At 35.2% G+C, this 22,617-nt stretch carries 24 protein-coding genes; 20 read left to right on the plus strand and 4 right to left on the minus strand.

All coding sequences use genetic code 11. The annotated features are described in order from the left end of the window. Window positions 1-13: 13 nt before the first annotated feature. From meaB to JJQ93_RS02145, 8 genes are all read left to right on the plus strand, one after another. Window positions 14-979, plus strand: coding sequence for a methylmalonyl Co-A mutase-associated GTPase MeaB (gene meaB, locus JJQ93_RS02110; RefSeq protein ID WP_274892600.1), 966 nt, complete (start codon window positions 14-16; stop codon window positions 977-979). Further along, on the plus strand, window positions 963-1,361 hold the full coding sequence (mce, locus tag JJQ93_RS02115) for a methylmalonyl-CoA epimerase (RefSeq protein ID WP_274892601.1): 399 nt from the start codon (window positions 963-965) through the stop codon (window positions 1,359-1,361). Before meaB ends, mce begins: the two co-directional genes overlap by 17 nt. Before the next feature lie 36 nt (window positions 1,362-1,397). Then, the gene (locus JJQ93_RS02120) at window positions 1,398-1,544 is read left to right on the plus strand and encodes a hypothetical protein (RefSeq protein ID WP_274892602.1); all 147 of its coding nucleotides are present in this window, start codon (window positions 1,398-1,400) and stop codon (window positions 1,542-1,544) included. A 3-nt stretch (window positions 1,545-1,547) separates the two neighbouring features. Then, window positions 1,548-2,672: a sodium ion-translocating decarboxylase subunit beta gene (locus tag JJQ93_RS02125; RefSeq protein ID WP_274892603.1), complete on the plus strand. Its 1,125-nt coding sequence runs from the start codon at window positions 1,548-1,550 to the stop codon at window positions 2,670-2,672. Between the two features lie 76 nt (window positions 2,673-2,748). Then, complete coding sequence (locus tag JJQ93_RS02130) at window positions 2,749-2,973, plus strand: ATP-binding protein (RefSeq protein ID WP_085112697.1); 225 nt, start codon at window positions 2,749-2,751, stop codon at window positions 2,971-2,973. Beyond that, window positions 2,942-4,066, plus strand: a complete 1,125-nt coding sequence (locus JJQ93_RS02135) for a 2-oxoacid:acceptor oxidoreductase subunit alpha (RefSeq protein WP_085112696.1) — start codon at window positions 2,942-2,944, stop codon at window positions 4,064-4,066. The genes JJQ93_RS02130 and JJQ93_RS02135 overlap by 32 nt, the downstream gene beginning before the upstream one ends. After that, window positions 4,066-4,896, plus strand: a complete 831-nt coding sequence (locus tag JJQ93_RS02140; RefSeq protein ID WP_274892604.1) for a 2-oxoacid:ferredoxin oxidoreductase subunit beta — start codon at window positions 4,066-4,068, stop codon at window positions 4,894-4,896. The genes JJQ93_RS02135 and JJQ93_RS02140 overlap by 1 nt, the downstream gene beginning before the upstream one ends. Then, the gene (locus JJQ93_RS02145; RefSeq protein WP_274894033.1) at window positions 4,886-5,434 is read left to right on the plus strand and encodes a 2-oxoacid:acceptor oxidoreductase family protein; all 549 of its coding nucleotides are present in this window, start codon (window positions 4,886-4,888) and stop codon (window positions 5,432-5,434) included. Before JJQ93_RS02140 ends, JJQ93_RS02145 begins: the two co-directional genes overlap by 11 nt. Window positions 5,435-5,500: 66 nt before the next feature. Here JJQ93_RS02145 and JJQ93_RS02150 read toward each other — a convergent pair whose 3' ends face one another. Next, window positions 5,501-6,097 (minus strand): superoxide dismutase, encoded by a 597-nt coding sequence (locus tag JJQ93_RS02150; protein ID WP_274892605.1) that lies wholly within the window; start codon window positions 6,095-6,097, stop codon window positions 5,501-5,503. 103 nt (window positions 6,098-6,200) lie between these two features. Here JJQ93_RS02150 and JJQ93_RS02155 point away from each other — a divergent pair, with 103 nt between their 5' ends. The 4 genes from JJQ93_RS02155 (at window position 6,201) to JJQ93_RS02170 (ending at window position 9,715) form a co-directional block, all read left to right on the plus strand. Further along, entirely contained in the window at window positions 6,201-6,752 is a 552-nt protein-coding gene (locus tag JJQ93_RS02155) for a TIGR01440 family protein (RefSeq protein ID WP_274892606.1), read from the plus strand. Window positions 6,753-6,859: 107 nt separating this feature from the next. Continuing rightward, entirely contained in the window at window positions 6,860-7,537 is a 678-nt protein-coding gene (locus JJQ93_RS02160) for a Crp/Fnr family transcriptional regulator (protein WP_274892607.1), read from the plus strand. Window positions 7,538-7,610: 73 nt separating this feature from the next. Then, on the plus strand, window positions 7,611-7,817 hold the full coding sequence (locus JJQ93_RS02165; RefSeq protein ID WP_274892608.1) for a heavy-metal-associated domain-containing protein: 207 nt from the start codon (window positions 7,611-7,613) through the stop codon (window positions 7,815-7,817). A gap of 65 nt (window positions 7,818-7,882) precedes the next feature. Further along, window positions 7,883-9,715: a heavy metal translocating P-type ATPase gene (locus JJQ93_RS02170; protein WP_274892609.1), complete on the plus strand. Its 1,833-nt coding sequence runs from the start codon at window positions 7,883-7,885 to the stop codon at window positions 9,713-9,715. Window positions 9,716-9,727: 12 nt separating this feature from the next. Here JJQ93_RS02170 and JJQ93_RS02175 read toward each other — a convergent pair whose 3' ends face one another. After that, window positions 9,728-11,878: a YcdB/YcdC domain-containing protein gene (locus tag JJQ93_RS02175; RefSeq protein ID WP_274892610.1), complete on the minus strand. Its 2,151-nt coding sequence runs from the start codon at window positions 11,876-11,878 to the stop codon at window positions 9,728-9,730. A gap of 80 nt (window positions 11,879-11,958) precedes the next feature. Beyond that, on the minus strand, window positions 11,959-12,882 hold the full coding sequence (locus JJQ93_RS02180; protein WP_274892611.1) for a glycosyl hydrolase family 18 protein: 924 nt from the start codon (window positions 12,880-12,882) through the stop codon (window positions 11,959-11,961). Window positions 12,883-13,168: 286 nt separating this feature from the next. Between JJQ93_RS02180 and JJQ93_RS02185 the strand changes: the two genes are divergently transcribed. After that, complete coding sequence (locus tag JJQ93_RS02185) at window positions 13,169-13,576, plus strand: PspC domain-containing protein (protein WP_274892612.1); 408 nt, start codon at window positions 13,169-13,171, stop codon at window positions 13,574-13,576. Window positions 13,577-13,603: 27 nt separating this feature from the next. On the opposite strand, the gene JJQ93_RS02190 is transcribed toward JJQ93_RS02185, so the two are convergent. After that, window positions 13,604-14,953 carry an amino acid permease gene (locus JJQ93_RS02190; RefSeq protein WP_274892613.1) on the minus strand — a complete coding sequence of 450 codons (1,350 nt, stop codon included), beginning with the start codon at window positions 14,951-14,953 and terminating at the stop codon, window positions 13,604-13,606. A gap of 135 nt (window positions 14,954-15,088) precedes the next feature. On the opposite strand from JJQ93_RS02190, the gene JJQ93_RS02195 reads away from it, so the two are divergent. From JJQ93_RS02195 to JJQ93_RS02225, 7 genes are all read left to right on the plus strand, one after another. After that, entirely contained in the window at window positions 15,089-15,601 is a 513-nt protein-coding gene (locus JJQ93_RS02195; RefSeq protein ID WP_274892614.1) for a hypothetical protein, read from the plus strand. A gap of 89 nt (window positions 15,602-15,690) precedes the next feature. Further along, window positions 15,691-16,863 carry a L,D-transpeptidase family protein gene (locus JJQ93_RS02200; protein ID WP_274892615.1) on the plus strand — a complete coding sequence of 391 codons (1,173 nt, stop codon included), beginning with the start codon at window positions 15,691-15,693 and terminating at the stop codon, window positions 16,861-16,863. A 106-nt stretch (window positions 16,864-16,969) separates the two neighbouring features. After that, a complete protein-coding gene (locus JJQ93_RS02205; RefSeq protein WP_085112682.1) occupies window positions 16,970-17,527 on the plus strand; it encodes an RNA polymerase sigma factor in 558 nt (185 codons plus the stop codon). Then, window positions 17,527-18,699, plus strand: a complete 1,173-nt coding sequence (locus JJQ93_RS02210; RefSeq protein WP_274892616.1) for a DUF4349 domain-containing protein — start codon at window positions 17,527-17,529, stop codon at window positions 18,697-18,699. Before JJQ93_RS02205 ends, JJQ93_RS02210 begins: the two co-directional genes overlap by 1 nt. A gap of 70 nt (window positions 18,700-18,769) precedes the next feature. Continuing rightward, window positions 18,770-21,373, plus strand: coding sequence for a DNA polymerase I (polA, locus tag JJQ93_RS02215; RefSeq protein ID WP_274892617.1), 2,604 nt, complete (start codon window positions 18,770-18,772; stop codon window positions 21,371-21,373). A 47-nt stretch (window positions 21,374-21,420) separates the two neighbouring features. Next, on the plus strand, window positions 21,421-22,017 hold the full coding sequence (coaE, locus tag JJQ93_RS02220) for a dephospho-CoA kinase (RefSeq protein WP_274892618.1): 597 nt from the start codon (window positions 21,421-21,423) through the stop codon (window positions 22,015-22,017). A gap of 19 nt (window positions 22,018-22,036) precedes the next feature. After that, window positions 22,037-22,591, plus strand: coding sequence for a lytic transglycosylase domain-containing protein (locus JJQ93_RS02225; RefSeq protein WP_274892619.1), 555 nt, complete (start codon window positions 22,037-22,039; stop codon window positions 22,589-22,591). The last annotated feature ends 26 nt before the right edge of the window (window positions 22,592-22,617 follow it).

Below are 22,617 nucleotides of genomic sequence, written 5' to 3' on the forward strand. Positions count from 1 at the left end.
AAGAGGCTTAAAAATGAGAGATATAGATTTAGAAAACTTGCTATTAAAGAAAGACAAGAGAGCCATAGCCAAAGCTATAACCATGGCAGAAAGTGGTGATGAAAAAGTCTATGAGATAATCAAAAATCTCTATAATAAGGCTGGAAAAGCTTATGTAATCGGTATAACCGGACCTCCAGGTGTAGGAAAAAGCACTCTTACAAATGAAATAGCAAAATTTCTTCTAAAAGATAATTATTCAGTTGGAGTTCTTGCAGTAGACCCTACCAGCTTTTTCTCTGGTGGAGCTATACTTGGGGATAGGGTTAGAATGAGCGATATAGCGCTTAATAAAAATGTATATATGAGGAGCATGGGAACGAGAGGCAAGCTTGGTGGATTAGCGAAAGCAACAAGAGCAGCGATTCACATATTGGATATTGTCGGTATGGATTATATTATTGTGGAGACATCTGGAGTGGGTCAATCAGAAATTGACATCGTGAAAACTTCAGATACAAATGTGATGGTTTTATCTCCAGGTATGGGTGATGATATACAAGCTATTAAATCTGGGATAATGGAGATTGGCGATATATTTGTAGTCAATAAATCAGATAGAGAAGGAGCCGATAAAACGGCAGCAGAAATTAATTTTATGCTGGATTTAAATGATAAATCTGATTGGAGACCGCCTGTATTAGAGGTTTCCGCATTGTATGGCAAAGGCTGTAATACGCTTCTTTCTAAAATAATGGAGCATCGATATTATCTCGAAAAAACAGGTGGTCTTGAAGAAAGGCGGCTTAAAAATTTAAGATGGGAAGTTTTAGAGATACTAATAGACAATTTTATGAAAGCTTTAAACGAGAAAATAAGTCAGGAAAGCATCAAAGAATTGATTAATGCAGAATATACTGGATTGACAAATCCATACATGATCGCAGAAGGTATATACAAAAATCTCAAAGGGGGGGCTTCAAATGATAAAAAAAATTGATCATATAGGTATAGCAGTAAAAAGCATAGAAGAGGCATCCAAATTTTATGAGGACGTTTTAGGACAAAAAGTTGTTGGAATTGAAACTTTAAGTTCTGAAAATCTAAGAACCGCTTTTATAAAAATTGGAGATATTGATATAGAACTATTAGAGGCTACATCGTCTGATAGCCCTGTAGCAAAATTTATTGAGAAAAAAGGAGAAGGAATCCAGCATATAGCTTTGGAAGTGGATGATATTGAGGAGTCCTTAGAAAAATTAAAATCTAAAGGCATTAGATTAATTGATGAGGCACCTAAGACTGGTGCAGGAGGTTCAAAGATAGCGTTTGTACATCCTAAAAGCACTAACGGCGTGTTATTAGAACTATGTCAGAGGTGACATGACTTAAATTTGTAAGCTGAGGGGGACAGTCAATTGGTAGGAAATACAGTATTAGGTGCAATTTACTTGTCTTTGCTTGATATGATTTTATTAATAGTATTTCTATTTTTGATTGATGGCATATTAAGGCTATTTCCTTTTTTAAATAAAATATCTAAATACTTAAAAAGTAGGAGATAAAACATGATTATTTTAGACATTATAAAGGAAATGTTTAAATCAACAGGTTTAGTTCATTTGACATTAGGAAATGCAATATTGATAGCTTTAGGAATAGCTTTTATTTCGCTTTCCATTGTCAAAAAATACGAGCCATATCTATTGCTTCCGATAGGGTTTGGATGCATTGTTGCAAACATACCATCTACTAATTTGCTTCTGCCAAATGGGCTTATTGGAATATTTTACCTTGGCGTTAAAAAGATCATATATCCGCCACTTATATTTTTAGGTGTCGGAGCCATGACTGACTTTGGACCAATGATTGCAAATCCAAGCCTTGTAATACTTGGTGCATTTGCTCATATAGGAATATTTATCGCATTGATAGGGGCGAAAATTTTAGGGTTTTCCATTCAGCAATCAGCGGCAATAGGAATAATAGGTGGGGCAGATGGGCCTATGGCAATTTACGTCACACAAAAACTTGCCCCTAATCTGATGGCACAAATATCTGTTGCAGCATATTCATATATGGCATTGATGCCGCTTATTCAACCGCCTATTATGAAGCTTTTAACTACAAAAGAAGAAAGAAGAATTATTATGAAACAACCGAGAGAAGTTTCGAAGACGGAAAAGATTGTTTTTCCTATTGTTATTACCGTATTGATAGATATGCTATTGCCGCCAATAGCACCGCTTATTACGATGATGATGCTGGGGAACTTATTAAAAGAGTCGGGTGTCGTGGATAGATTGGCTAAAACTGCCAGCGGAGAATTGATGAATGTCATAACAATACTATTAGGCATATCTATCGGTTCAACAATGAGAGCTGACACTTTTCTTACAATTAAGACTTTAGAAATAATAGTTTTAGGGCTTGTTGCGTTTATGACAGGAACGGCTGGAGGCATTTTAGGCGCAAAACTTTTAAATAAATTATCTGGAGGAAAGATAAATCCTCTAATAGGATCGGCAGGTATTGCATCTGTACCAATAGCAGCTCGCGTTTCACACTATGTTGCTATTAAAGAAAATCCATATAATTTTTTAATCATGTTTGCCATGGGTCCTAACTTAGCAGGTGTTTTTGGCACTGCCATAGCAGGTGGAATGATGTTAACAATACTGGGAGTTAATTAAATTTTATTCAGACTGACAATAAATTGCATTTTGATAAGTTAAGCAAGGGTAAATTCATTAGATTTTCGAAGGTGATATTGTGAAAAATAAAAAAATATGTATAAACGAAAGCTGGTGCAAAGGGTGCGGAATTTGCGTAGAATTTTGCCCTACAAATGCTTTAACCATGAAGGATAATAAAGTTTCACTAATTAATCCAGAAAAGTGTACATCCTGTGGCCTTTGTGAGCTAAGATGCCCAGATTATGCAATTTATTTAGAGGTGATAGATGATGACGGTAAAATTGATGCAAGGAAATGAAGCAGTTGTAGATGCTGCTATAAAGGCAGGTTTAAATTTTTTTGCAGGTTATCCAATTACTCCCTCTACAGAAATCGCAGAACTTTGCTCAGAAAAGCTTCCGTTAATCGGTGGCAAGTTTATACAAATGGAAGATGAATTAAGCAGCATGGCTGCTGTCATTGGTGCATCGCTAGCAGGAGCAAAAGCCATGACAGCAACGTCTGGTCCAGGATTTTCATTGAAACAGGAGAATATTGGCTTTGCGTCTATGGCAGAGATCCCATGTGTCATTGTCGATGTGCAGAGGTGCGGGCCTAGCACAGGAATGCCAACAATGCCATCACAAGGCGATGTGATGCAGTCGAGATGGGGGACCCATGGAGACCATCCCATAATAGTCATGTCGCCTTCATCAGTAAAAGAGGCGTACGAAATAACGATTAAAGCATTTAATCTTACATATAAATACAGGACACCTGTTATTTTGTTGTTAGACGAAGTCATAGGCCATGTGAGGGAAAGAATCGAAATCGAGGACGACCCAAATGTCACAAATGAGAAATTTAATTTACCTGATGTAAATGAATATATACCTTATAAAAATGTATTAAATGGTGTTTCACCTTTTATACCATTTGGGTTGGGGTATAAATATCATGTGACAGGGCTTGCCCATGATGAAAAAGGATATCCTACAAATAGTACTGATGTAAACGAAAGATTAATGAGGAGGCTTTTAGGCAAGATTGAAAATAACAGGGATGATATCTGCGTTTACGATGAGAAAATAAGAAAAGATAGTGATGTGCTTATTGTATCTTACGGTTCTTCTGCAAGAGCGTGCAAGGAATCAATGAAAATGCTTGGCGAAGCAGGGATTAATGCATCTTTTTTTAAACCAATAACGATTTGGCCTTTTCCTGAAGCACATTTCAAAGAAATAAGTGAAAAATTCAAATATATTTTTGTAGTTGAAATGAATAATGGACAACTATATTTGGAGATCGACCGCTTAGTCAAAGGCTTTGGAAAAGTGATTAAAGTAAATAAATTTAATGGAGAATATCTAACGCCACAATATATATATGAAAAGGTAAAGGAGTCTTTATGATGGCATCTGAACTCATTAAAAAATATTATAGGACCGATACATTGCCTACTATATGGTGTCCAGGATGTGGCAATGGAATAATAACATCAGCAATTGTAAGAGCAATTGACAATTTAAACTTAGATCGCGATAAAGTCTGTATTGTATCAGGCATTGGATGTTCATCGAGAGCTTCGGGATATCTTAATTTTAATACGCTTCATACTACACATGGTAGAGCATTGGCATTTGCTACTGGCATAAAGGTGGCTAATCCATCTCTCACAGTTATAGTCATTACTGGCGATGGAGATTGTGCTGCGATAGGTGGTAATCATTTCATCCACGCATGTAGGCGAAATATAGATTTGACTACCATAATGTTTAATAATAGCATTTATGGAATGACAGGTGGGCAGTATTCTCCATCTACACCATCTATGGATAAATCTACAACTACGCCTTATGGAAACATAGATAAAGATTTCGATATGTGTAAGCTTGCAATGGCCGCAGGAGCCACATATGTCGCCAGAAGCACTTCGTACCATGTGCAGCAATTAATCAAATTAATAGAAAAGGGAATTATGCATAGAGGTTTTTCGTTTATTGAGGCGATTACCATGTGCCCTACGTATTATGGAAGAAAAAACAAGAAAGGCGATGGTAAAGAGATGTTAAAGTGGCAAAAAGAGCACGCTGTTTCAGTCGACAATATGAAAAAATTTTTAAAAGAAGAGCTTTCAGATAAATTCTTGATAGGAGAATTTTTAAACATAGACGAGCCGGAATTTACTGAAAAATATGATAAAATGATTAATTCATTGAAGGTGAACAGTGATGATAAATAAATTTGAAATGAGATTTGCAGGTACAGGAGGACAAGGAATAATTTTGGCAGGCATAATATTAGCAGAAGCTGCATTATTAGATGGAAAGAACAGTGTAGAGACGCAGTCGTATGGCCCTGAAGCAAGAGGTGGTGCAAGCAAGTCTGAGGTAATAATAAGCGATGATATTATAGATTACCCAAAAGTGCAAAGACCAGATATATTGGCAGCGATGTCCCAAAAAGCATACAATATGTACAAAAAAGATTTAAAAAGCGATGGAATTGTAATAACCGATAATTCGGTTGTTGTAGATGATAATGCAATGAATAAAGTTTTTTCACTTCCTATAATAGAAACTGCAAAAAACAGAGTGGGGAGCCTTTTTACGGCAAACATAGTTTTGCTTGGGGTTGTTGCTAAGCTTACCAATATCGTGTCGCAAGAATCGCTTATAAAGGCTATTATTCAAAAAGTCCCAAAAGACACAGTGAAATTAAATGAAAAGGCTCTTGAAACAGGATATAGCATAGCTGACAATGTTTTGATTAAAATTTGATGAATATAGTTCTAGTACGATAATACTGCCTAAGGAAAATTTAGCAGGATGAAATTTTGAATCCTGCTAAATTTTCTTTGTATCGATCCAATTGTATACACGTTTATTTACTTCATCCCATTTGACATTGTTCATGAAAGCGTCAATGTATCCTTTTTTGTCTGTTCCATAATCTATGAAATATGCATGTTCATAAGTATCGATTATTAAAAGTGGAATCGACCTTGAAATGATGCCATGATTGTGAAGATCCTGCAAATAATTGTGAAGCTTTAAGTCAATTGGGTCAAAGCAAAGAACTGTCCAGCCCCTTGACGATAGTGCACATGCTTTAAAGTCGTTAAGCCAGTTTTCATAAGATACGAAATCGCATTTTATCATAGATGCGATTATTCCTGTTGCAGGACCACCAGTTCCACCAAGATTTTCAAAGTAAAGTTCGTGAAGTTTTACGCCATCTAATGCATACGTTTCTTCCAACTTAAGTTCTCTGTATTCACTGTATGTTGCATTTGCTTTTTCTCTATCAGATGTGGTTAGTTTCTCCCAAATTTCATTTGTCTTCGACACGTATCCTTCATACAGTTTATAATGTTCTTGCAACGCCTTTTGCGATATGCCATTTAACACTAAGTTATACTTTTTAGGTATCAACCTTTTCAATTATCTTACCTCCCGTTAAACTTTTTCTGCCAATATTATATGATTTTGATGTATACTGTGATACAATAAATTAAAACGTGGAAATGTAACGGAGGTGTTTTACTTGGATATAAACGAAATAAAGATTGAGACGAAGGAAGTCATTGAAGAGCTTTTAGATATAGCCGATGTAAAAAGCGGTGGTCTTTTTGTATTAGGTGGCAGCACGAGTGAGGTCATAGGCCGAAAAGTTGGAACGTCTGGAAGTCTTGATATAGCAAAAGCGATTGTTGACCCGATATTGGAATCTGTAAAAAAGAGAAATTTGTATTTGGCTGTACAAGGATGCGAACATTTAAATAGGGCCCTTCTTGTGGAAGAAGAAGCTATGATAAAGTACAATCTTGATGAAGTATCTGTGATCCCTCAGGTACATGCAGGTGGTTCATTGCAGACTTATTCTTACAGCGTATTTGAAAGACCAGTTATGGTGGAGAGCTTGAAGGGATTAGGACATGCGGGGCTTGACATAGGACTTGTATTAATTGGCATGCACTTAAGGCCTGTGGTTGTTCCAGTTAGGTTAAAGCACAGTAAAATAGGCGATGCTACGATAGTGGCTGCTAAGACGCGGCCTAAGTTAATCGGCGGAGAACGGGCAATATATAAAAAGTAATAATTTATTAAGTCGCTCTGGAATTTAAGAGCGATTTTTTTATGAAAATTGATTATAATCACAGAATTTTATCTTGATTTTGTTATACTAAATGTGGAGGTGTTGGTATGGAATGTAAATATTGTGCTCAGGTGGTACATATTTTTAATGAACTAAATGACGAAGAATTAAAAGTCATATCCGATCTGACAAAGGAATGTTTTTATAAAAAGGGAGACATCATACTAAATGAAGGCGACATTTTAGAGCAAATATACATAATTCACAGCGGGAAGATAAAAATTTACAAGATAAATTCAGATGGCAAAGAACAGATATTGTATATTTTAAAAGATGGTGATACTTTTGGAGAAAATAGTATATTTAAAGAGCAAAAGTCCACATTTTACGCTGAAGCCATGGAAAATGTAAGTATGTGCATTTTGTCAAAAGATGACTTTGTGAAGATAATATCGAAAAATCCAGATATAGCCTTTAAAATCATGAATTACTTGAATGAAAGGCTTCAAAGCCTTGAGTTGCTTCTTAAAGATCTCACCATAGAAGATGTTAAAAAGCGCCTGATGTCTATCATTTATAGGCTTGCAAAAAAAGATGGTATTAATGATGCAAATGGTATTAAATTAAGACTTTATTTAAGCAGAGAAGATCTGGCGAATTTAGCCGGTACCACCAGGGAGACCGTCAGCAGAAAATTAAGAGAATTAGAACATGAAGGGCTAATAGAGTTTTTATCAAATAGGGAAATACTAATTAAAGATATTGATGATTTCAAAGAAATTTGATCAGGATCACATAAAATTTTGAGGAAAAGTTTTATTATTAATGTGTAATAAAAATTAAGAGGAGATGATTTTAATGATGAAAGAAGTAAAATTTACCGTTGAAGGACTTAGCTGCCCGGATTGCAGCAAAAAAATCGAACAGGCTTTAGCCGCGCAAAAAGGTGTAAAAGAAGCCAAAGTGATTTTTACAACTGGCTCTGTTAAGGTAAAGTTTGACGATGAAGTCATAACACTTGACGATATAAAGAAGGTCATAAAAGATTTTGGATACAATATCTAAGATTTAACTATAATGTCGGGCTTATGCTCGACTTATTTTTAAAAAGGAGGTGCAAATTAGTATACATGAAGGGTAAGAAACTATTTCCACTTTTGTTAGCTGCAATTTTGATAATCTTAAGCTGGGGATTTAAACTTTTTGATTATAAAATTGTGTCAAATATATTGATGTTAACTTCAGCGGTTGTTTCTGGATACAAGGTTTTAAAAAGCGCTTTATTATCTTTAAAGTACAAGATCATAAGCATAAATTTGCTTGTATCTATTGCAGCAATAGGGGCAATAATAATTGGTGAATATTGGGAAGCTGCAGCAGTGACATTTCTGTTTTCGCTTGGAGGCTTTTTAGAATCATATACCCTTCAAAAGACGAGAAATGCTCTTAAATATTTGATCGATATGGCACCAAAGATGGCCCATGTTGTGAAAGATGGTATTGTGGAAGATGTGCCTGCAGATGATGTAAAAGTTAAAGATATAGTAGCTGTAAAATCTGGAGAGAAAATACCTGTAGATGGCTTTGTCGTAAAAGGGAATGCATCGGTAAATCAGTCTGCTATAACAGGTGAATCTATGCCGGTAGATGTAAATGTTGGAAGTTTTGTGTACAGTGGCACTATAAATGAAAATGGTTATATTGAAGTAGAAACAGCTAATTCTGGCGAGGATACGACTTTCTCTAAAATTTTATATCTTGTTGAAGAAGCGCAAGGAGAAAAAGCGCCTACTCAAAAATTCATCGAAAAATTTTCAAAATATTATACTCCTTCAGTCATATTAGCATCGATCATTACTTTTTTGGTAAAAAGGGATCTGATGATGGCGCTTACATTTCTTGTGATAGCTTGCCCTGGCGCTTTGGTCATATCCACACCTATATCCGTAGTATCTGCTATAGGAAATGCAGCTAAGCACGGTGTCATAATTAAAGGTGGAGAATATCTTGAAAACCTTGGCAAAGTAGATATAATGGCTTTTGATAAGACAGGTACATTGACGGAAGGAAAGCCTTTCGTTGTAAATGTCATATCGGCTGGAGCAAATAGAGATGAACTTTTAAAGATCGCTAAAAGCTTGGAGATAAGATCGGAACATCCGATTGCAAAAGCTATTACATCGTATATTACCGATGAGGAAATTTTTGACGTGAATGATTTTGTTTCAGTCACTGGTGAGGGAGTAAAAGGCAAGATAAATAGTGATATGTATTATGCAGGAAATCGAAAATTGATGTTAAATAATGGAGTAAACATTGATGGCATCAAAGATCACATGGAAAGAGAAGAGAGTTTGGGCAGAACACCTATTGTTGTGGCTAAGAATGGCGGTGCTATCGGCATAATTTCTATCTCTGATAAAGTGAAAGGTTCTTCTATTGATGCTATAAAAGAGCTTAAAAAATTGGGGATTAAAAAGACTGTCATGCTTACAGGAGATAATGAAAGGACTGCAAGGCAAGTGAAAGAACAACTTGATTTGGACGAGTATTTTTCTGAACTTTTGCCTGATGAAAAGTTAAAGATATTAAAATCCTTGAAAAAAGAAGGAATTGTTGCAATGGTAGGCGATGGTGTAAATGATGCTCCATCGCTGGCATACGCCGATGTAGGCATATCAATGGGGTTAGGTGGAACGGATGTGGCTAACGATGTTTCAAACATTACACTTACAGATGACAATCTAAAGAAATTAGCTTTTGCCGTAGGTTTAAGCAGGGCTGCGTTAAGAAATATGAAGCAAAATATATACTTTTCGGTATTTGTAGTATTATCACTTCTATTAGGTGTTATTTATGGTGATGTATTTTTGGCATCTGGGATGTTTGTACATGAAGCAAGTGTATTTATAGTCACGTTAAATGCCATGAGACTAATGAAGTATAAAGGGCGCTTCAAGTGAGCGCCCTTTATACTATTTTTCTATTTTCAAATATCTGACTAATATTGACGCTGTTTCAGCTCTTGTAAGATCGCCGTTTGGATTAAAGTATCCATTATTGCCCTTCATCAAATCCAGTCCATAAGCGATTGCCACGTATCCTTTTAAAGAACTGTCTACGCTATTGGCATCTTTTAAGAAATCTAATGTGTAGATGCTATTTATGTCAGCGACATATTTTAAGCCAAGACTTCTTACGATGAATTTTGATGCTTCTTGCCGAGTTACTTTAGAATCAGGTTTTATCTCGCTTTCTGTGATGATTTTGTTGTTAATTGCTACGTTGTAGTAATTATCGTAGTTTTCATCATCGTTGGAGCTAAGAGGTATTATTATGCTATTTGGCTGATAGGATTTTACCAGCATCTTTATAAAATCTTTTTGCAGTATATAGTCATTTGGCATGTACTTGCCATCTTTTCCATCTACTATGCCGTACTGTAATAGAAGTAGTATGTCTTTCTCTGCCCAATTTCCAGCTATATCTGTAAATTGATTGCTTTTATCCTTTTTAATTGGATTTCCTGAGAAATCGACATAATCTCCCGTATTTGCGTCTATTAATCCATTGAAGTTGCTCAGTTGATATACAAGTTTTACATCTTGTGGAGGTGTATCATATACTTTGTCTGGTGCGTAGTAGATGATGTAGGTAAGCTGTAAGTCGCTATTTTTAAACAAAGAGTCGTATGCGTCATCAAGGCTTATTATGTTTTTACTGTCTGGCAAATTTACATTTATCCAGCTATAATTGTATGATACTATGTCACCAGTGTACTTATTGACACCTATATATATTGAATCAAAAGGACATTGTATGCCATTTGCCGTATATACGTAATTGAATGACATATACGGAGAATTATCATAAGGAGATGTTGGAACGTCTTGATATTCCATTTGTTTAAATTTATCTGGCAGTATCTTGTTTAAGTATTCCTCGGCTATGTCTTTTAACTGATCTTTCGTGTACTTCGGCGTTTTCCCTTGAATATTATTTTCACTGCTGTCGCTTCTTGTAAATGTCATTAATTCACCTGTTGTAGCATCAACTGAAGCCGTTATATAGTTGTAGTTGCTTCCATCAGAGTATGACCAAGCAAAATCCCAAATTGCGCTGTCAGAGTTTGAGCTATTTTTGAAAAGATTGGAAGATGTAAGGCTGTATTGAGATCCTATTGTAAATGGAAGTTTTTCTTTTGCCATTTGAATGGCCTTGTCTTTTGAGATATATTTTGAAATGTCGTCTACGGCTTTTTGTTCTTCAGGAGACAAGACCGGTTGCGAATTAGCTGATTTTGTAGCCATACCACCTGTTCCATCGGCTAAGGGACCGTAATAATTTTGTGGTAAGATTGCTCCGCTAATGGCATCAATAGGCTGATTGTTTACAAGTGCGTAAACTAATATTGCTTGTGGTTTTGGGTCGTTGTTTCTGTAAACATCTTTGTAGACCACATTGTACTGCAATCTAAGGCTGTTGTTGCTTTTGTATATTTCTATTGCTTTATCTTTTGAAATAGCTAATTTAGGATCGGGGAAGTTGTAATTGTCATTCCACGTCAAGTAGTAAGACTGAACTTCTAAAGTGTTTTTGTTTACTTCTATTACTATGTGATTTCCTTGAAAAGTGATTCCATTTACCACTTGTGCAAAATTGAAAGAATACGCGTTACTGTAGGCGATTTTTGGGCTTAGGTCCAGGTAATCGTCGCTTTCCTGCTCTTTCGTTTCCTTAAATTTTTCTGGGATAACTTTGTTTAAAAAGTCGACTGCCACTTTTTTGGCATCATCCCTTGAGTATTTAGGTATGACGCTATTTGGACTGTTGTCAGGCTTATAAAAGCTGTAGCCTGTTATCTCTCCCGTGTCTGCGTTTATATTTACAGTGATGTTGCCATTTGTGCTGGATGTCCATGTTAAATACCATGTTTTGTTGCCATCACCTTCATTGTAATTGGAGTTAAAGCTGTACCCATCTGTTGGTAAATTTAACTTTTCTTTGGCAATTTCAATGGCCTGCTTAAGCTCAATTTTGCTGTTTGTCTGGGCCAATACGGCATGAGGAACAGCTGTTATTAAGATAAACATAGCAGCAATTAAAATAGCAAAGAGCTTTTTCATGAATAAACCTCCTCTTTATTCTTAGTATTCTATATCAACTTATTAGACGTTTTATCCGCAAAAAAAGTTCCCCAAAAATATTAAATTCTGCTTAAAATATTCCAAACGTTAGGGTCTTCTTGACCAAGCCTCCAGACAGCTATACCTGATATGCCGTATTGAGTTACTAATGGCAGTTTTGCCTGAAAACTTCTGGCATCTTCAAACCATACGGTGTGTTTTATGGAGTCCACTGTATAAGTATACGTGGATTCTTGAGCCGTCTCGTCGTATTCGATTTTGACGCCGAGATTTTTAGCTGTCTCTATGGCTTGAAAGTAAGATAATGTCCTTGGGTAGTTTGAGCCTTCTGCCCAGTCGTAGCCGTAGACTGCCATGCCAAGCCAAATTTTTTTAGGTTCAATAGATTTTGCAGCGTAATCTAATACACCGCGGACAAACCCTATTGATGCAATAGGTCCAGGCTTCGAGAAGTGTTCATCGTATGCTAATACGTATGCTTGATCTGTAAATTGGCTTAAGACAGTGTATTGAAATGCGCCTGAGAAAGGATGCCTTGGGTTGTCCTCTGTTTCTGCCGGCAATGAAATCGTGACAATTTTGCCAATACTTTTTAAGGCATTATAAAGCTCTTCCATAAATGCGTTAAGATTGCTTCTGTCTTCTGGTGGTACAAACTCAAAATCTATATTTATTCCTGGATAGTTATTTAATAATGCCATGTTTACTATGTTATTTACTAATATGTTTCTTAAAGAAGCATTAGATATTAAGTCATGTATAAGCTGTGATTTCTTTGGATCAGAGTAGTTATGCACAATAGGAAATATAGGCAAATTATTCTGAGATGCTATATTTTTGACGTCTTGTGATGACATATCTGCCAGTGTGCCGTCTGGCTTAACGCCGTACCAGAAAGGTATAAGCGTCGTGATCTGAGATATGTGTTCTCTCAGATCATCTATAGCACCTGGTGCAATATCAAAATACCATTTATTATCCATAACAATACCTCCCGAAATATTATATTTCATAATACGCTATTATATATCCTTTGTGATTTATGACGATTTGCAAAATTTTGCTTCCAAAAAGACATTGCATTGAGTATAATTTATAGTAAGTGTTTGTATTTAATTAACAATGATTAATAAATCGTCAAATGTAGCAAATAGGGGGTGCTAGATTTTTAACGAAGATTTGAAAGATTTACAATCATTTACAGGATGGAGTAAGTTCACCTAATGTTGACAAAGTAAATTAATTTAAGATATTTAAGGAGGTCTCAGCATGGATAAAAGATTGTACCGCTCGAGAAACCAGGTTATCTTGGGAGGCGTGTGTGGTGGCATAGCAGAGTATTTCGATATAGATGTGACGATAGTGAGGCTTATATGGGCTTTGATTGCCTTGGTGGGAGGTTCTGGCGTTTTACTTTATATAATTGCCTGGATCGTCGTTCCGGAAAATCCATATCAGCAAAAAGATGATGATTATAATGTTGGAAACAATAATGACCATGAAGTTGAAAGGCCAAAGATTTCTTCAGGCAGGAAAAGCAGTGAAGTATTTGGATGGATTTTGATCGCTTTGGGATTATTTCTTCTCATCAGGATATTTATGCCATGGTTTGATTTGAGGATTTTTTGGCCGGTGCTCCTTATAGCATTTGGACTTTTATTTATATTTAAAAAATAATGGTAAAACTATCGGATTTCCGATATTTTACCATTTATCAAATAAATTCAGCTTTTTTGCTATTAAGTAAAAGATAAATATGGCAATAAGCAGTATAAGCCCGCCGAAAAAACCTATTGCCTGTTTTGGAACGGTTAGCGTCGATAATAGGACGGCTGCCAATAAAATTATGGTGAGCCATGGTCTTAATGGAAACCCGCGCCTTTGGCATTCAAAGTAATCCGGGTTTTTCTTTTTAAGCATAGGCCTGTATTTGATAAAAGTGTACAAGATGATGATCCAGTTAAAAAATTGTATGAATCCTGTTGCGCTCGTTATATATTCGTAAACATCTTTAGGAAGGATGTATGAAAGCACGACGGCAACAAGAAGTCCGAAACTGCTTATCAAGAGGGCGTAGATAGGTACATCTCTTTTACTTAGCTTGCTTAAAAAAGTCGGCGCAAATCTTCCTTTTCCTAAAGAATACATGACTTGCGTCACTCCGTACATGGCTCCATTCATAGTAGTCAGTGCCGCTGTAAGTATGATGAAATTCATAATTGAATCGATATATGGTATCTTTGTGAAAGAAAGTAGCTTGATAAAGGGGCTTTCTTTTGTGGACACTTCATACCATGGGATTACCCCTAAAAGCACGGCGATAGATGATAGATACAATATCGATAAGAAAAGCACGATGTACCTTCTCGCTATAGGCACATATTTTTTTGGCTTTTTCGTTTTTGATGCTGTCATGGCGGTGACTTCTATACCACCAAATGGTATTAAAGACATAAGCATCGCACCTAAAAATCCTTTAATGCCATTTGGCAAGATGCCTCCATTGATGTAGTAGTTTTTAAAGCCAATATTGCCTTTATTGCCAAATGCTCCGAAAAGTGCGAATACGCCGATGATAGTAATTATGAATAAAGCAGATATTTTTATAGTTGAAAACCAAGCTTCTACAGTGCCAAAATTTTTTGTGCCTAATGCGTTTACACAGATTACCATGATGGAATAAATTAGTGCGAATATCCACAGTGGAACTTTGGGGAACCAAAACTTAGTAAAGATTGCTGATGCCGTAACTTCGCTAGACATGATGAATACACCTGCTGTCCAGTAGACCCATCCACTTAAAAATCCGCCTATGTCGCCTAAGGCTTCTTCAGCATATACCCTGAAAGAGCCGTCAACAGGGTTTGCGACGATCATTTCAGAAAGGGCACAAAAGACTTCAGACATTATAAAAGCTGAAATCAGATAATCCAAGAGGACTATTGGCCCTGCCGTATGAATCGCTATGCCGCTTGCTAAAAAAAATCCCGCTCCCAGTATTCCACCTACTCCTACTAATACAAGTTCGTTAACAGATAGATTTCCTTTTTCCAAAGCAATACCTCCATTATACAATTCATTCTAGACTTACTTTTTATTATTTGTAATTATCATGCGTTTTATTAACTTGAATTTTGGTTATACATGATGTAAAATTTCATTTATCAAAAATTATTCTGGAGGAAAGCCATGAAGTATTACATGTTAAATAGATTTGAAAGACTATTTTTGTATTTTGTTACATTTATCACTTTATTAAGTGTAGCTATATTGTTTGTCCTCGTCTTTGTAGATGTCAACATGAAAGGTATCAATGTGGAGCTGTCTGTATTGTGGTGGATACTTTACATAGTCTTGTCTATGGCATTATCAGTTGCACTATTTTCTATCGGGATTTCTCAAGTCATTTTACTTGAAGATTATTTTGTCGTATCATTGGGCATCATGGGGTTTACCAGAATAAGATACGACAACATTGCTGAAATAAATGAGGTAGAGAAAATAACCAATTATAAAAGAGGTATTAACGTAAAGAACGATGTTTGCAGTTTGATCATTTCGAAAAAAGATTTATTAGAAGTGAAATTAAAATCACCCATTAAAATTTATTACTTTTTGTTGTTTGACAGATATGCAAGTAACGTTGTCTTTTCAGCACCAAATTTGAAGATATTAAAGAAAGAAATAGACAAAAAAATGTGATTCATATTTTCACAAATTTTATCATAGATAAAGTATTAAGCGCGCCTTTAAGAGCATGTGCTTTATATCGATAAAATTTGTGAAAAGAGGTGCAACCATTGCAAGCAAAAAACAGATTTGTCATAGTATTTGTAATTTTTATTGTTTTGGCTTTTAATACAACAACATCTTACGGTTTTACAAATAATATAACAGTCAATATACCGTCAAGGACTATTTATTTTGTATCACAAATGATGTCAAAACTTTATCCAATAGCAGTTGGCAAAATCGTTTCTACATCACCATTGGGAACATACAGAATCATAAATAAGCAAGTCAATCCTAAATGGATATCGCCGTGGACTGGTGAAGTGATACCATCAGGACCTGACAATCCTTTGGGATACAGGTGGATGGGCTTTTACAGTGATTATGGAATACATGGAAATAACATGCCTTCATCTATAGGTACTTTGGCATCATCGGGATGTATAAGGATGTATGAGGCAGATGTTGAAGAACTTTTTGATATGGTAAACTACGGCGACATTGTAAATATCGTATATCAAACGATGTTTATAAAGACTTCTCCAACTGGTGGCAAAGCGTTATTTGTGTATCCAGACTTTTATAAGAAAGGCTTAAATACGAGACAATCCATTAAAAGCCAATTGCAAAATTACGGTATAAAAGTAAGCTATGATACATTTGAGAAATTGTACAAATACATAAATGTGAAAGACCCATTGGTGTTTTCGGAAGGATATAAAGTTGTCAAAAGCAACGAGCTTGTCAGTAGCGATGTGTACAGATCCCAGGATGGCCAGTTTTATATGGATGTGGGTGATCTAAAAGGTTATTTAAACATTGATGACGAGAAAATTAAGGATTTAAAATCTGTTTCAGTAGACAATGTAAGCTATGTAAACATTGATGATATAGCAAACTTGACGGGTTTAAAGTTCGTTGTAGACAATGATACAAATACGATTAAAATGATTGGCAATGTGATTTACTATGATGGCAAGTTTTTGTCCACTACTAATTATGTAGATTATCAAAATAGAGATATTTACATTCCAATCAAAGAATTTTTTACTGCAGCAGGACATACAGTGGAATGGGATTCGCAAAAGGGAGTTACTGTAGATGGCAAAAGTATTAAATACAAAATATACGAAAGCAAATCGTACATAAACCAAAAAGATTTGAAAAGTTTATATGGGTTAAATATCATTATAGATTCATCATCAAATAAAATATACATTAAGCGCGATTAGCGCTTTTTTTGTGCTTATTAATAAATCTGTTAGAATAAAAATGACAGATCGTTTGGAACTTATCACTGCTTTTTTCGTCAAATCATATCGAGGGGAGGTTTTATTGTTGGATGAAAGACAGCTCCTTTTTAAAGCGCAGGAAGGAGATATTGAATCATTTGAAAATGTTATAGTATCTTATCAGAATTACATTTACAATGTCATATACAGGATCGTTGGAAGCAAGGAAGATGCGTTAGATTTAACACAGGAGACGTTTATCAAAGCGTTTGTAAACATAAAAAAGTTTAAAGGGAAAAGCGAGTTTAAGACGTGGCTATACAGGATCGCTGTAAATACTTCTCTTGATTTTATTAGGAAGAGAAAGAGTGTTGAAGAGCAATTGGATGACATAGGTGATTTTAAAACGCCTGAAGATATTTTCGATGACAAGATGACCAGAGAAATAATCATGAATGAATTGAATAAGCTTAAAAATGATCACAAGATCGCAATAATACTTAGAGATATAGAAGGGCTTACATATAACGAAATAGCAAAGATAACAAATTCAAACATTGGCACGGTAAAGTCCAGGATATCAAGAGCCAGAAGCGCCCTGAAAGAAAATCTCAAAAAGATTCCGGGCTTTATAAATGTTTTTGAGGAAAGGAGGCAAGTGTGATGCAATGCTATACAGTCAAAAAGCTATTAAATCTATATATAGATGAAGAACTAAAGGAAAAGTCGATGAATAGTATACAGGTACATTTAGATTCATGCGAAAAATGCCGATTGGAGTACAACGAGCTTCTATATACAAAAAGGCTTTTGGAAAATATGCCTCCTTTAGAGTTGCCAGATAATTTTGGCGAAACATTGCATAGTAAATTGGTTGAAGAAAAGAAAAAATTGGATATCATGCATAACCGTCGAAGGTCTCCGAAAGGGATTTTTGCAATTGCTGCTGCCGTTATCACTTCAATATTTGTATTGTCATTTGGATTTAATTTTTTGATGAATAATATAAATGATAGAGCTTTTAAAGGATCATCTGAGACATCTTTAAACACGAAAAGTGCTGCAAATTATTCAACGGAGGCTTCTACAGGCGGAAAGGAAGCTGCGCCAAATCTGAAAAATGATGTTTACAACGGTTTAAATCAGATAAATAGGGGCTTAGACTCAGGCTACGAGAGAAAAATAACAAAAGATGCTGTGATATCCATTGAGACGAATTCAGTAGATGAAGGTTATGACAAGATTTTAAACATAAGCAAACAGTACAACGGGTATATTGAAAGTACAAGTGAAAATACTTCAGAAAATGGACAAAAGACAGTCAACATCGTGCTAAAGATTCCTGCTGATGATTTTGAGTATGCCATATCAAACATTAAGTCTTTAGGCCATGTCAAGACAATAAGGATAAACAGCAGCGATATTACAGAGCAATATTACGATGTTCAAGCACGAATAAAAAATTTAGAGATACAAGAGGAAAGCCTACAAAGCTTGATGAAAAAAGCTTCAAATATTTCAGACATACTGCAGATTGAAGACAAATTAAATGATGTGCAGACCCAGATTGATTCGTACAAAAGTCAGATAAAGCTGTGGGATAGCATGACAAACATGAGCACTATTAATTTAACTTTCCTGTCAGTTGTCCCTCAATCTGCGATAGGTAAAATCTTTGATGAAAGTTTTTTTAAAGATGTTTTAAATGCAGGAGCAAAAAGCCTCAATGTATTTTTCGAATTTATAAAGTATGTAATTGTGATTATTATATACCTATTGCCATTTGCAATACTTATATATCTTGCATATAAAGGATATAGATTGTTCAAAAAATAATCATGGACAATTTACATCCTCTTTTTTTTGCGGTATATTAGATTACAAGAAGTTAAATAGGAGTGAGTGTATGTCGAAATTTTTGATCATAGATGGTAATAGCTTGATGTACAGGGCATATTTTGCTCTGCCTGATTTGATGAATAGTGAAGGAATGCATACAAATGCAATATACGGTTTTTCAATGATGCTTCTTAAATTGCTGAATGAGGAGAAGCCTGACTACATAGCAATAGCTTTTGATAAAAAGGCCCCTACATTTAGGCACAAGGAGTACAGTGCTTATAAAGGAACTCGTCAGTCGATGCCAGAGGAGCTTGTAGAGCAGGTGGATACTCTGAAAGATGTGATAAGTGCGTTTAATATAAAAACCATCGAGATAGAGGGATTTGAAGCGGACGACATCATCGGAACAGTATCAAACATTGCATCGGAGAGTGGGATGGATGTGCTTATCGTCACAGGCGATAGAGATGCGCTTCAGCTTGTATCGACAAACGTAAAAGTAAAAATATGCAAAAAAGGCATAACACAGATGGACGAGTATGATGAGAAGGCAGTTTTTGAAAAGTACGAAGTAACGCCACTTCAATTCATAGATCTAAAAGGGCTTATGGGAGATAAATCAGACAATATTCCCGGTGTACCAAATATAGGGGAAAAGACGGCCATAAAGCTTATTAAGGAATTTGGATCAATTGAAAATTTATTAATGAATACAGATAAGTTAAAAGGGAAAGTAAAGGAAAATATAGAAAATAATGCAGAATTAGCTGCTTTAAGCAAACGGCTTGCTACGATTGAGAGAAATGTTCCTATTGATATTGATTTGAATGAATATGTGGTAAAAAATTACGATGTTAATAAGCTTAAAGAGATGTTTGAAAAGTTGGAATTTTCAAGCCTCATTGCAGATTTAAAGGACGATAGTCGTGATGCAAAGGATATTAGAGAATGGCCTGTGAGAGATTTTACATACGTTAAAAATGCTTTGGAAAAGTTTGATGTTTTGTCACTGTATCCGTTCATATATGAGGGAAAGATAAAAGCAGTATCGTTTGCTTGTGGTGATGAATCATTTTTTGTAGAGATTGATGATTATGACAATTTTAAATTGCTTAATAACGAGAAACTTACTTTGATAGGACACGATCTAAAAGATTTTTTGGTGAACATTTCATACTGCGGCATTGAAATTAATTGCAAGATTTACGATACGGCCATAATGACATATCTTTTAAATCCGTCTGAGTCAAATTATGACATAAGTCGGGTATTGAAAAAATACTTGAAAGAGGATTTGCAAAGCATAGATGACATAGTGGGTAAGGGCAGAAATAAAAAGAACTATGACGATATTGACAAAAGGCTTTTAATCGATTATATGTGTTCAATTGCATCAAACTTATCCAAGTTAAAAGATAAGCTCATGTTGTTTATAAGAGAGATGGATATGGAAGATCTTTTAAATAATGTTGAAATTCCGCTTATTGAAGTGTTAAAATCTATGGAGGTATACGGCTTTACTTTAGATAAGGATGTACTTAGAAGTATTTCTAAAGAAATAGATGAAAAGACAGATAAAATTGTAAAAGATATTTACGATGTTGCTGGATACGAATTTAATATTAATTCTACAAAGCAGTTGTCAGAATTTTTGTTTGACAAATTAAATTTGCCAGCAATAAAAAAGACTAAAACAGGGTATTCAACTGATATGGAAGTTCTTGCAGAGCTTATACCATATAGCGAAATAGTAGGAGAAATAATAGAATATAGACAGCTTATGAAGCTTAAATCTACGTACATAGATGGCTTCATTCCTATCATGGATGAAAATAACAGGGTTCATTCTACGTTCAAACAAACTGTTGCTGCGACAGGGAGAATTAGTTCAACAGAGCCTAATTTGCAGAACATACCTGTAAGAGAAGAGTTTGGCAGAAGAATAAGAAAGGCATTTGTATCGAGCCATGAAGATGGGCTTATAATATCTGCTGATTATTCTCAAATTGAGCTTAGGGTTCTTGCACACCTTTCTGAGGACGAAAAACTTATTGAGTCATTTTTGAACAATGAGGATATACATTTGAGGACGGCATCAGAAGTTTTTAAGGTTTCAAAAGAAGAAGTGACAAATGAAATGAGAAGGCGAGCAAAAGCTGTCAATTTTGGTATTGTATATGGTATAAGCGATTACGGCTTGTCTAAAGACTTAAAGATATCGCGAAAAGAAGCGAAAGAATACATAGATAATTATTTTGATAGGTACAAGGGCGTCAAAAATTACATCGACTCAATAGTCAAATTTGCAAAGGAAAATGGGTATGTTACGACAATCTTAAATAGGAGAAGATACATACCGGAAATCAATTCAAAAAATTTTAACCAAAGGTCTTTTGGTGAGAGAATGGCGATGAATACACCTATTCAAGGCAGTGCTGCGGATATAATAAAGATGTCGATGGTTAAAGTGTACAATGAATTAAAGGAAAGAGGATTGAAATCGCGACTCATTCTTCAGGTGCACGATGAGCTTATAATTGACACACATCCTGATGAAGTTGAAATAGTCAAGGAGCTTTTAAAATCGATAATGGAAAATGTCATAAAGTTAAGAGTTCCTTTGGTCGTAGATATAGGGCAAGGGAAAAATTGGTATGATGCAAAATAAAAGTGTCTTTTGGACACTTTTAAATTATATAGATTGGAGGTGCGATGGTGAGGGTAATCGGATTGACAGGCGGAATAGCGTCAGGGAAAAGCACCGTTTCATCCATATTAAAAAGCCTTGGAGCAGTAATAATTGATGCGGATGTAGTTTCAAGAGAGATTATGATAAAGGGTACTGACACATATAATATATTAGTAAGTGTGTTTGGAAGAGAAATTTTGCGAAAAGATGGCGAGATAGACCGGAGAAAACTGGGTAACCTTGTTTTTGCTGATAAAGAAAAATTGAATAAATTAAATGAAATTACGCATCCGGAAATAATAAAAAGGATAAAAGATATAATAGAGGAAGAGAGAAAAAAAGGCAAAGAGAAAGCCATCGTGCTTGATGCAGCATTGTTAATTGAGATGAAGCTTTTTAATATGGTAGATGAAGTATGGCTTGTGGTTGTTGATAAAAAGACACAGATTAGAAGGCTTATGAAAAGAGACAATTTAAGCTATAAAGACGCACTGAACCGTATTAAAAGCCAGATGTCTATAGAGGACAAAATGAAGTACGCAGATTTTATAATTAATAACTGCAAGGATTTTAATGCCATAAAAAGACAAGTTGAGCTGTTGTGGGGGCGCTTTTCAAAATAGAACATCTGGAGGTATTATATTGAAGTTTAAAAAAGTCATATTGGTGATAGTAGCAGCGATTACTGTCTTGACGGTATATGGAGTTAAGACAAATTGGTTTCTAAAGCAATTATATCCTAAAAAATACAGTCAACAGGTGTACTTCTATTCAAATCAGTATGGAGTAGACCCTAATTTGATTTTTGCCATGATAAAGGCAGAAAGCAATTTTAATCCTGACAGCGTTTCAAGCAAAGGGGCTATAGGCCTTATGCAAGTGATACCTGAGACAGGAACTTGGGTTGCTAATTACATAGGCATTAAAAATTTTAGCGTTAATATGCTTTTTAATCCAGATTACAATATAAATATAGGAACATGGTATCTAAAATACCTTTTAAAACAATTTAATAATGATGTCACTTTGGCAGTAGCCGCATATAATGGAGGAAGTGGCAATGTTTCAAATTGGTTAAAGGACAAGAGGTACTCGGAAAATGGCAGCAATCTCAAGAAAGTGCCTTTTTCAGAGACGGATAAGTACATTAAAAAGGTGCTTAAGTATTATAAGATTTACACAAATTTATACAGATAGTTTGAAACATTGCACAACATTATGTT

The sequence above is a fragment of the Thermoanaerobacterium sp. R66 genome (assembly GCF_028895185.1).
Taxonomy (GTDB): Bacteria; Bacillota; Thermoanaerobacteria; order Thermoanaerobacterales; family Thermoanaerobacteraceae; genus Thermoanaerobacterium.

Bases quoted from the DNA above. Each gene is read 5' to 3' on its own strand.
- JJQ93_RS02140 (WP_274892604.1), top strand. From the start codon at position 4,066: ATGGCATCTGAACTCATTAAAAAATATTATAGGACCGATACATTGCCT.
- polA (WP_274892617.1), top strand. From the start codon at position 18,770: ATGTCGAAATTTTTGATCATAGATGGTAATAGCTTGATGTACAGGGCA.
- JJQ93_RS02160 (WP_274892607.1), top strand. From the start codon at position 6,860: ATGGAATGTAAATATTGTGCTCAGGTGGTACATATTTTTAATGAACTA.
- JJQ93_RS02180 (WP_274892611.1), bottom strand. From the start codon at position 12,882: ATGGATAATAAATGGTATTTTGATATTGCACCAGGTGCTATAGATGAT.
- JJQ93_RS02135 (WP_085112696.1), top strand. From the start codon at position 2,942: ATGATGACGGTAAAATTGATGCAAGGAAATGAAGCAGTTGTAGATGCT.
- JJQ93_RS02125 (WP_274892603.1), top strand. From the start codon at position 1,548: ATGATTATTTTAGACATTATAAAGGAAATGTTTAAATCAACAGGTTTA.
- JJQ93_RS02170 (WP_274892609.1), top strand. From the start codon at position 7,883: ATGAAGGGTAAGAAACTATTTCCACTTTTGTTAGCTGCAATTTTGATA.
- JJQ93_RS02145 (WP_274894033.1), top strand. From the start codon at position 4,886: ATGATAAATAAATTTGAAATGAGATTTGCAGGTACAGGAGGACAAGGA.
- mce (WP_274892601.1), top strand. From the start codon at position 963: ATGATAAAAAAAATTGATCATATAGGTATAGCAGTAAAAAGCATAGAA.
- JJQ93_RS02185 (WP_274892612.1), top strand. From the start codon at position 13,169: ATGGATAAAAGATTGTACCGCTCGAGAAACCAGGTTATCTTGGGAGGC.
- JJQ93_RS02165 (WP_274892608.1), top strand. From the start codon at position 7,611: ATGATGAAAGAAGTAAAATTTACCGTTGAAGGACTTAGCTGCCCGGAT.
- JJQ93_RS02175 (WP_274892610.1), bottom strand. From the start codon at position 11,878: ATGAAAAAGCTCTTTGCTATTTTAATTGCTGCTATGTTTATCTTAATA.
- JJQ93_RS02195 (WP_274892614.1), top strand. From the start codon at position 15,089: ATGAAGTATTACATGTTAAATAGATTTGAAAGACTATTTTTGTATTTT.
- meaB (WP_274892600.1), top strand. From the start codon at position 14: ATGAGAGATATAGATTTAGAAAACTTGCTATTAAAGAAAGACAAGAGA.
- JJQ93_RS02210 (WP_274892616.1), top strand. From the start codon at position 17,527: ATGCAATGCTATACAGTCAAAAAGCTATTAAATCTATATATAGATGAA.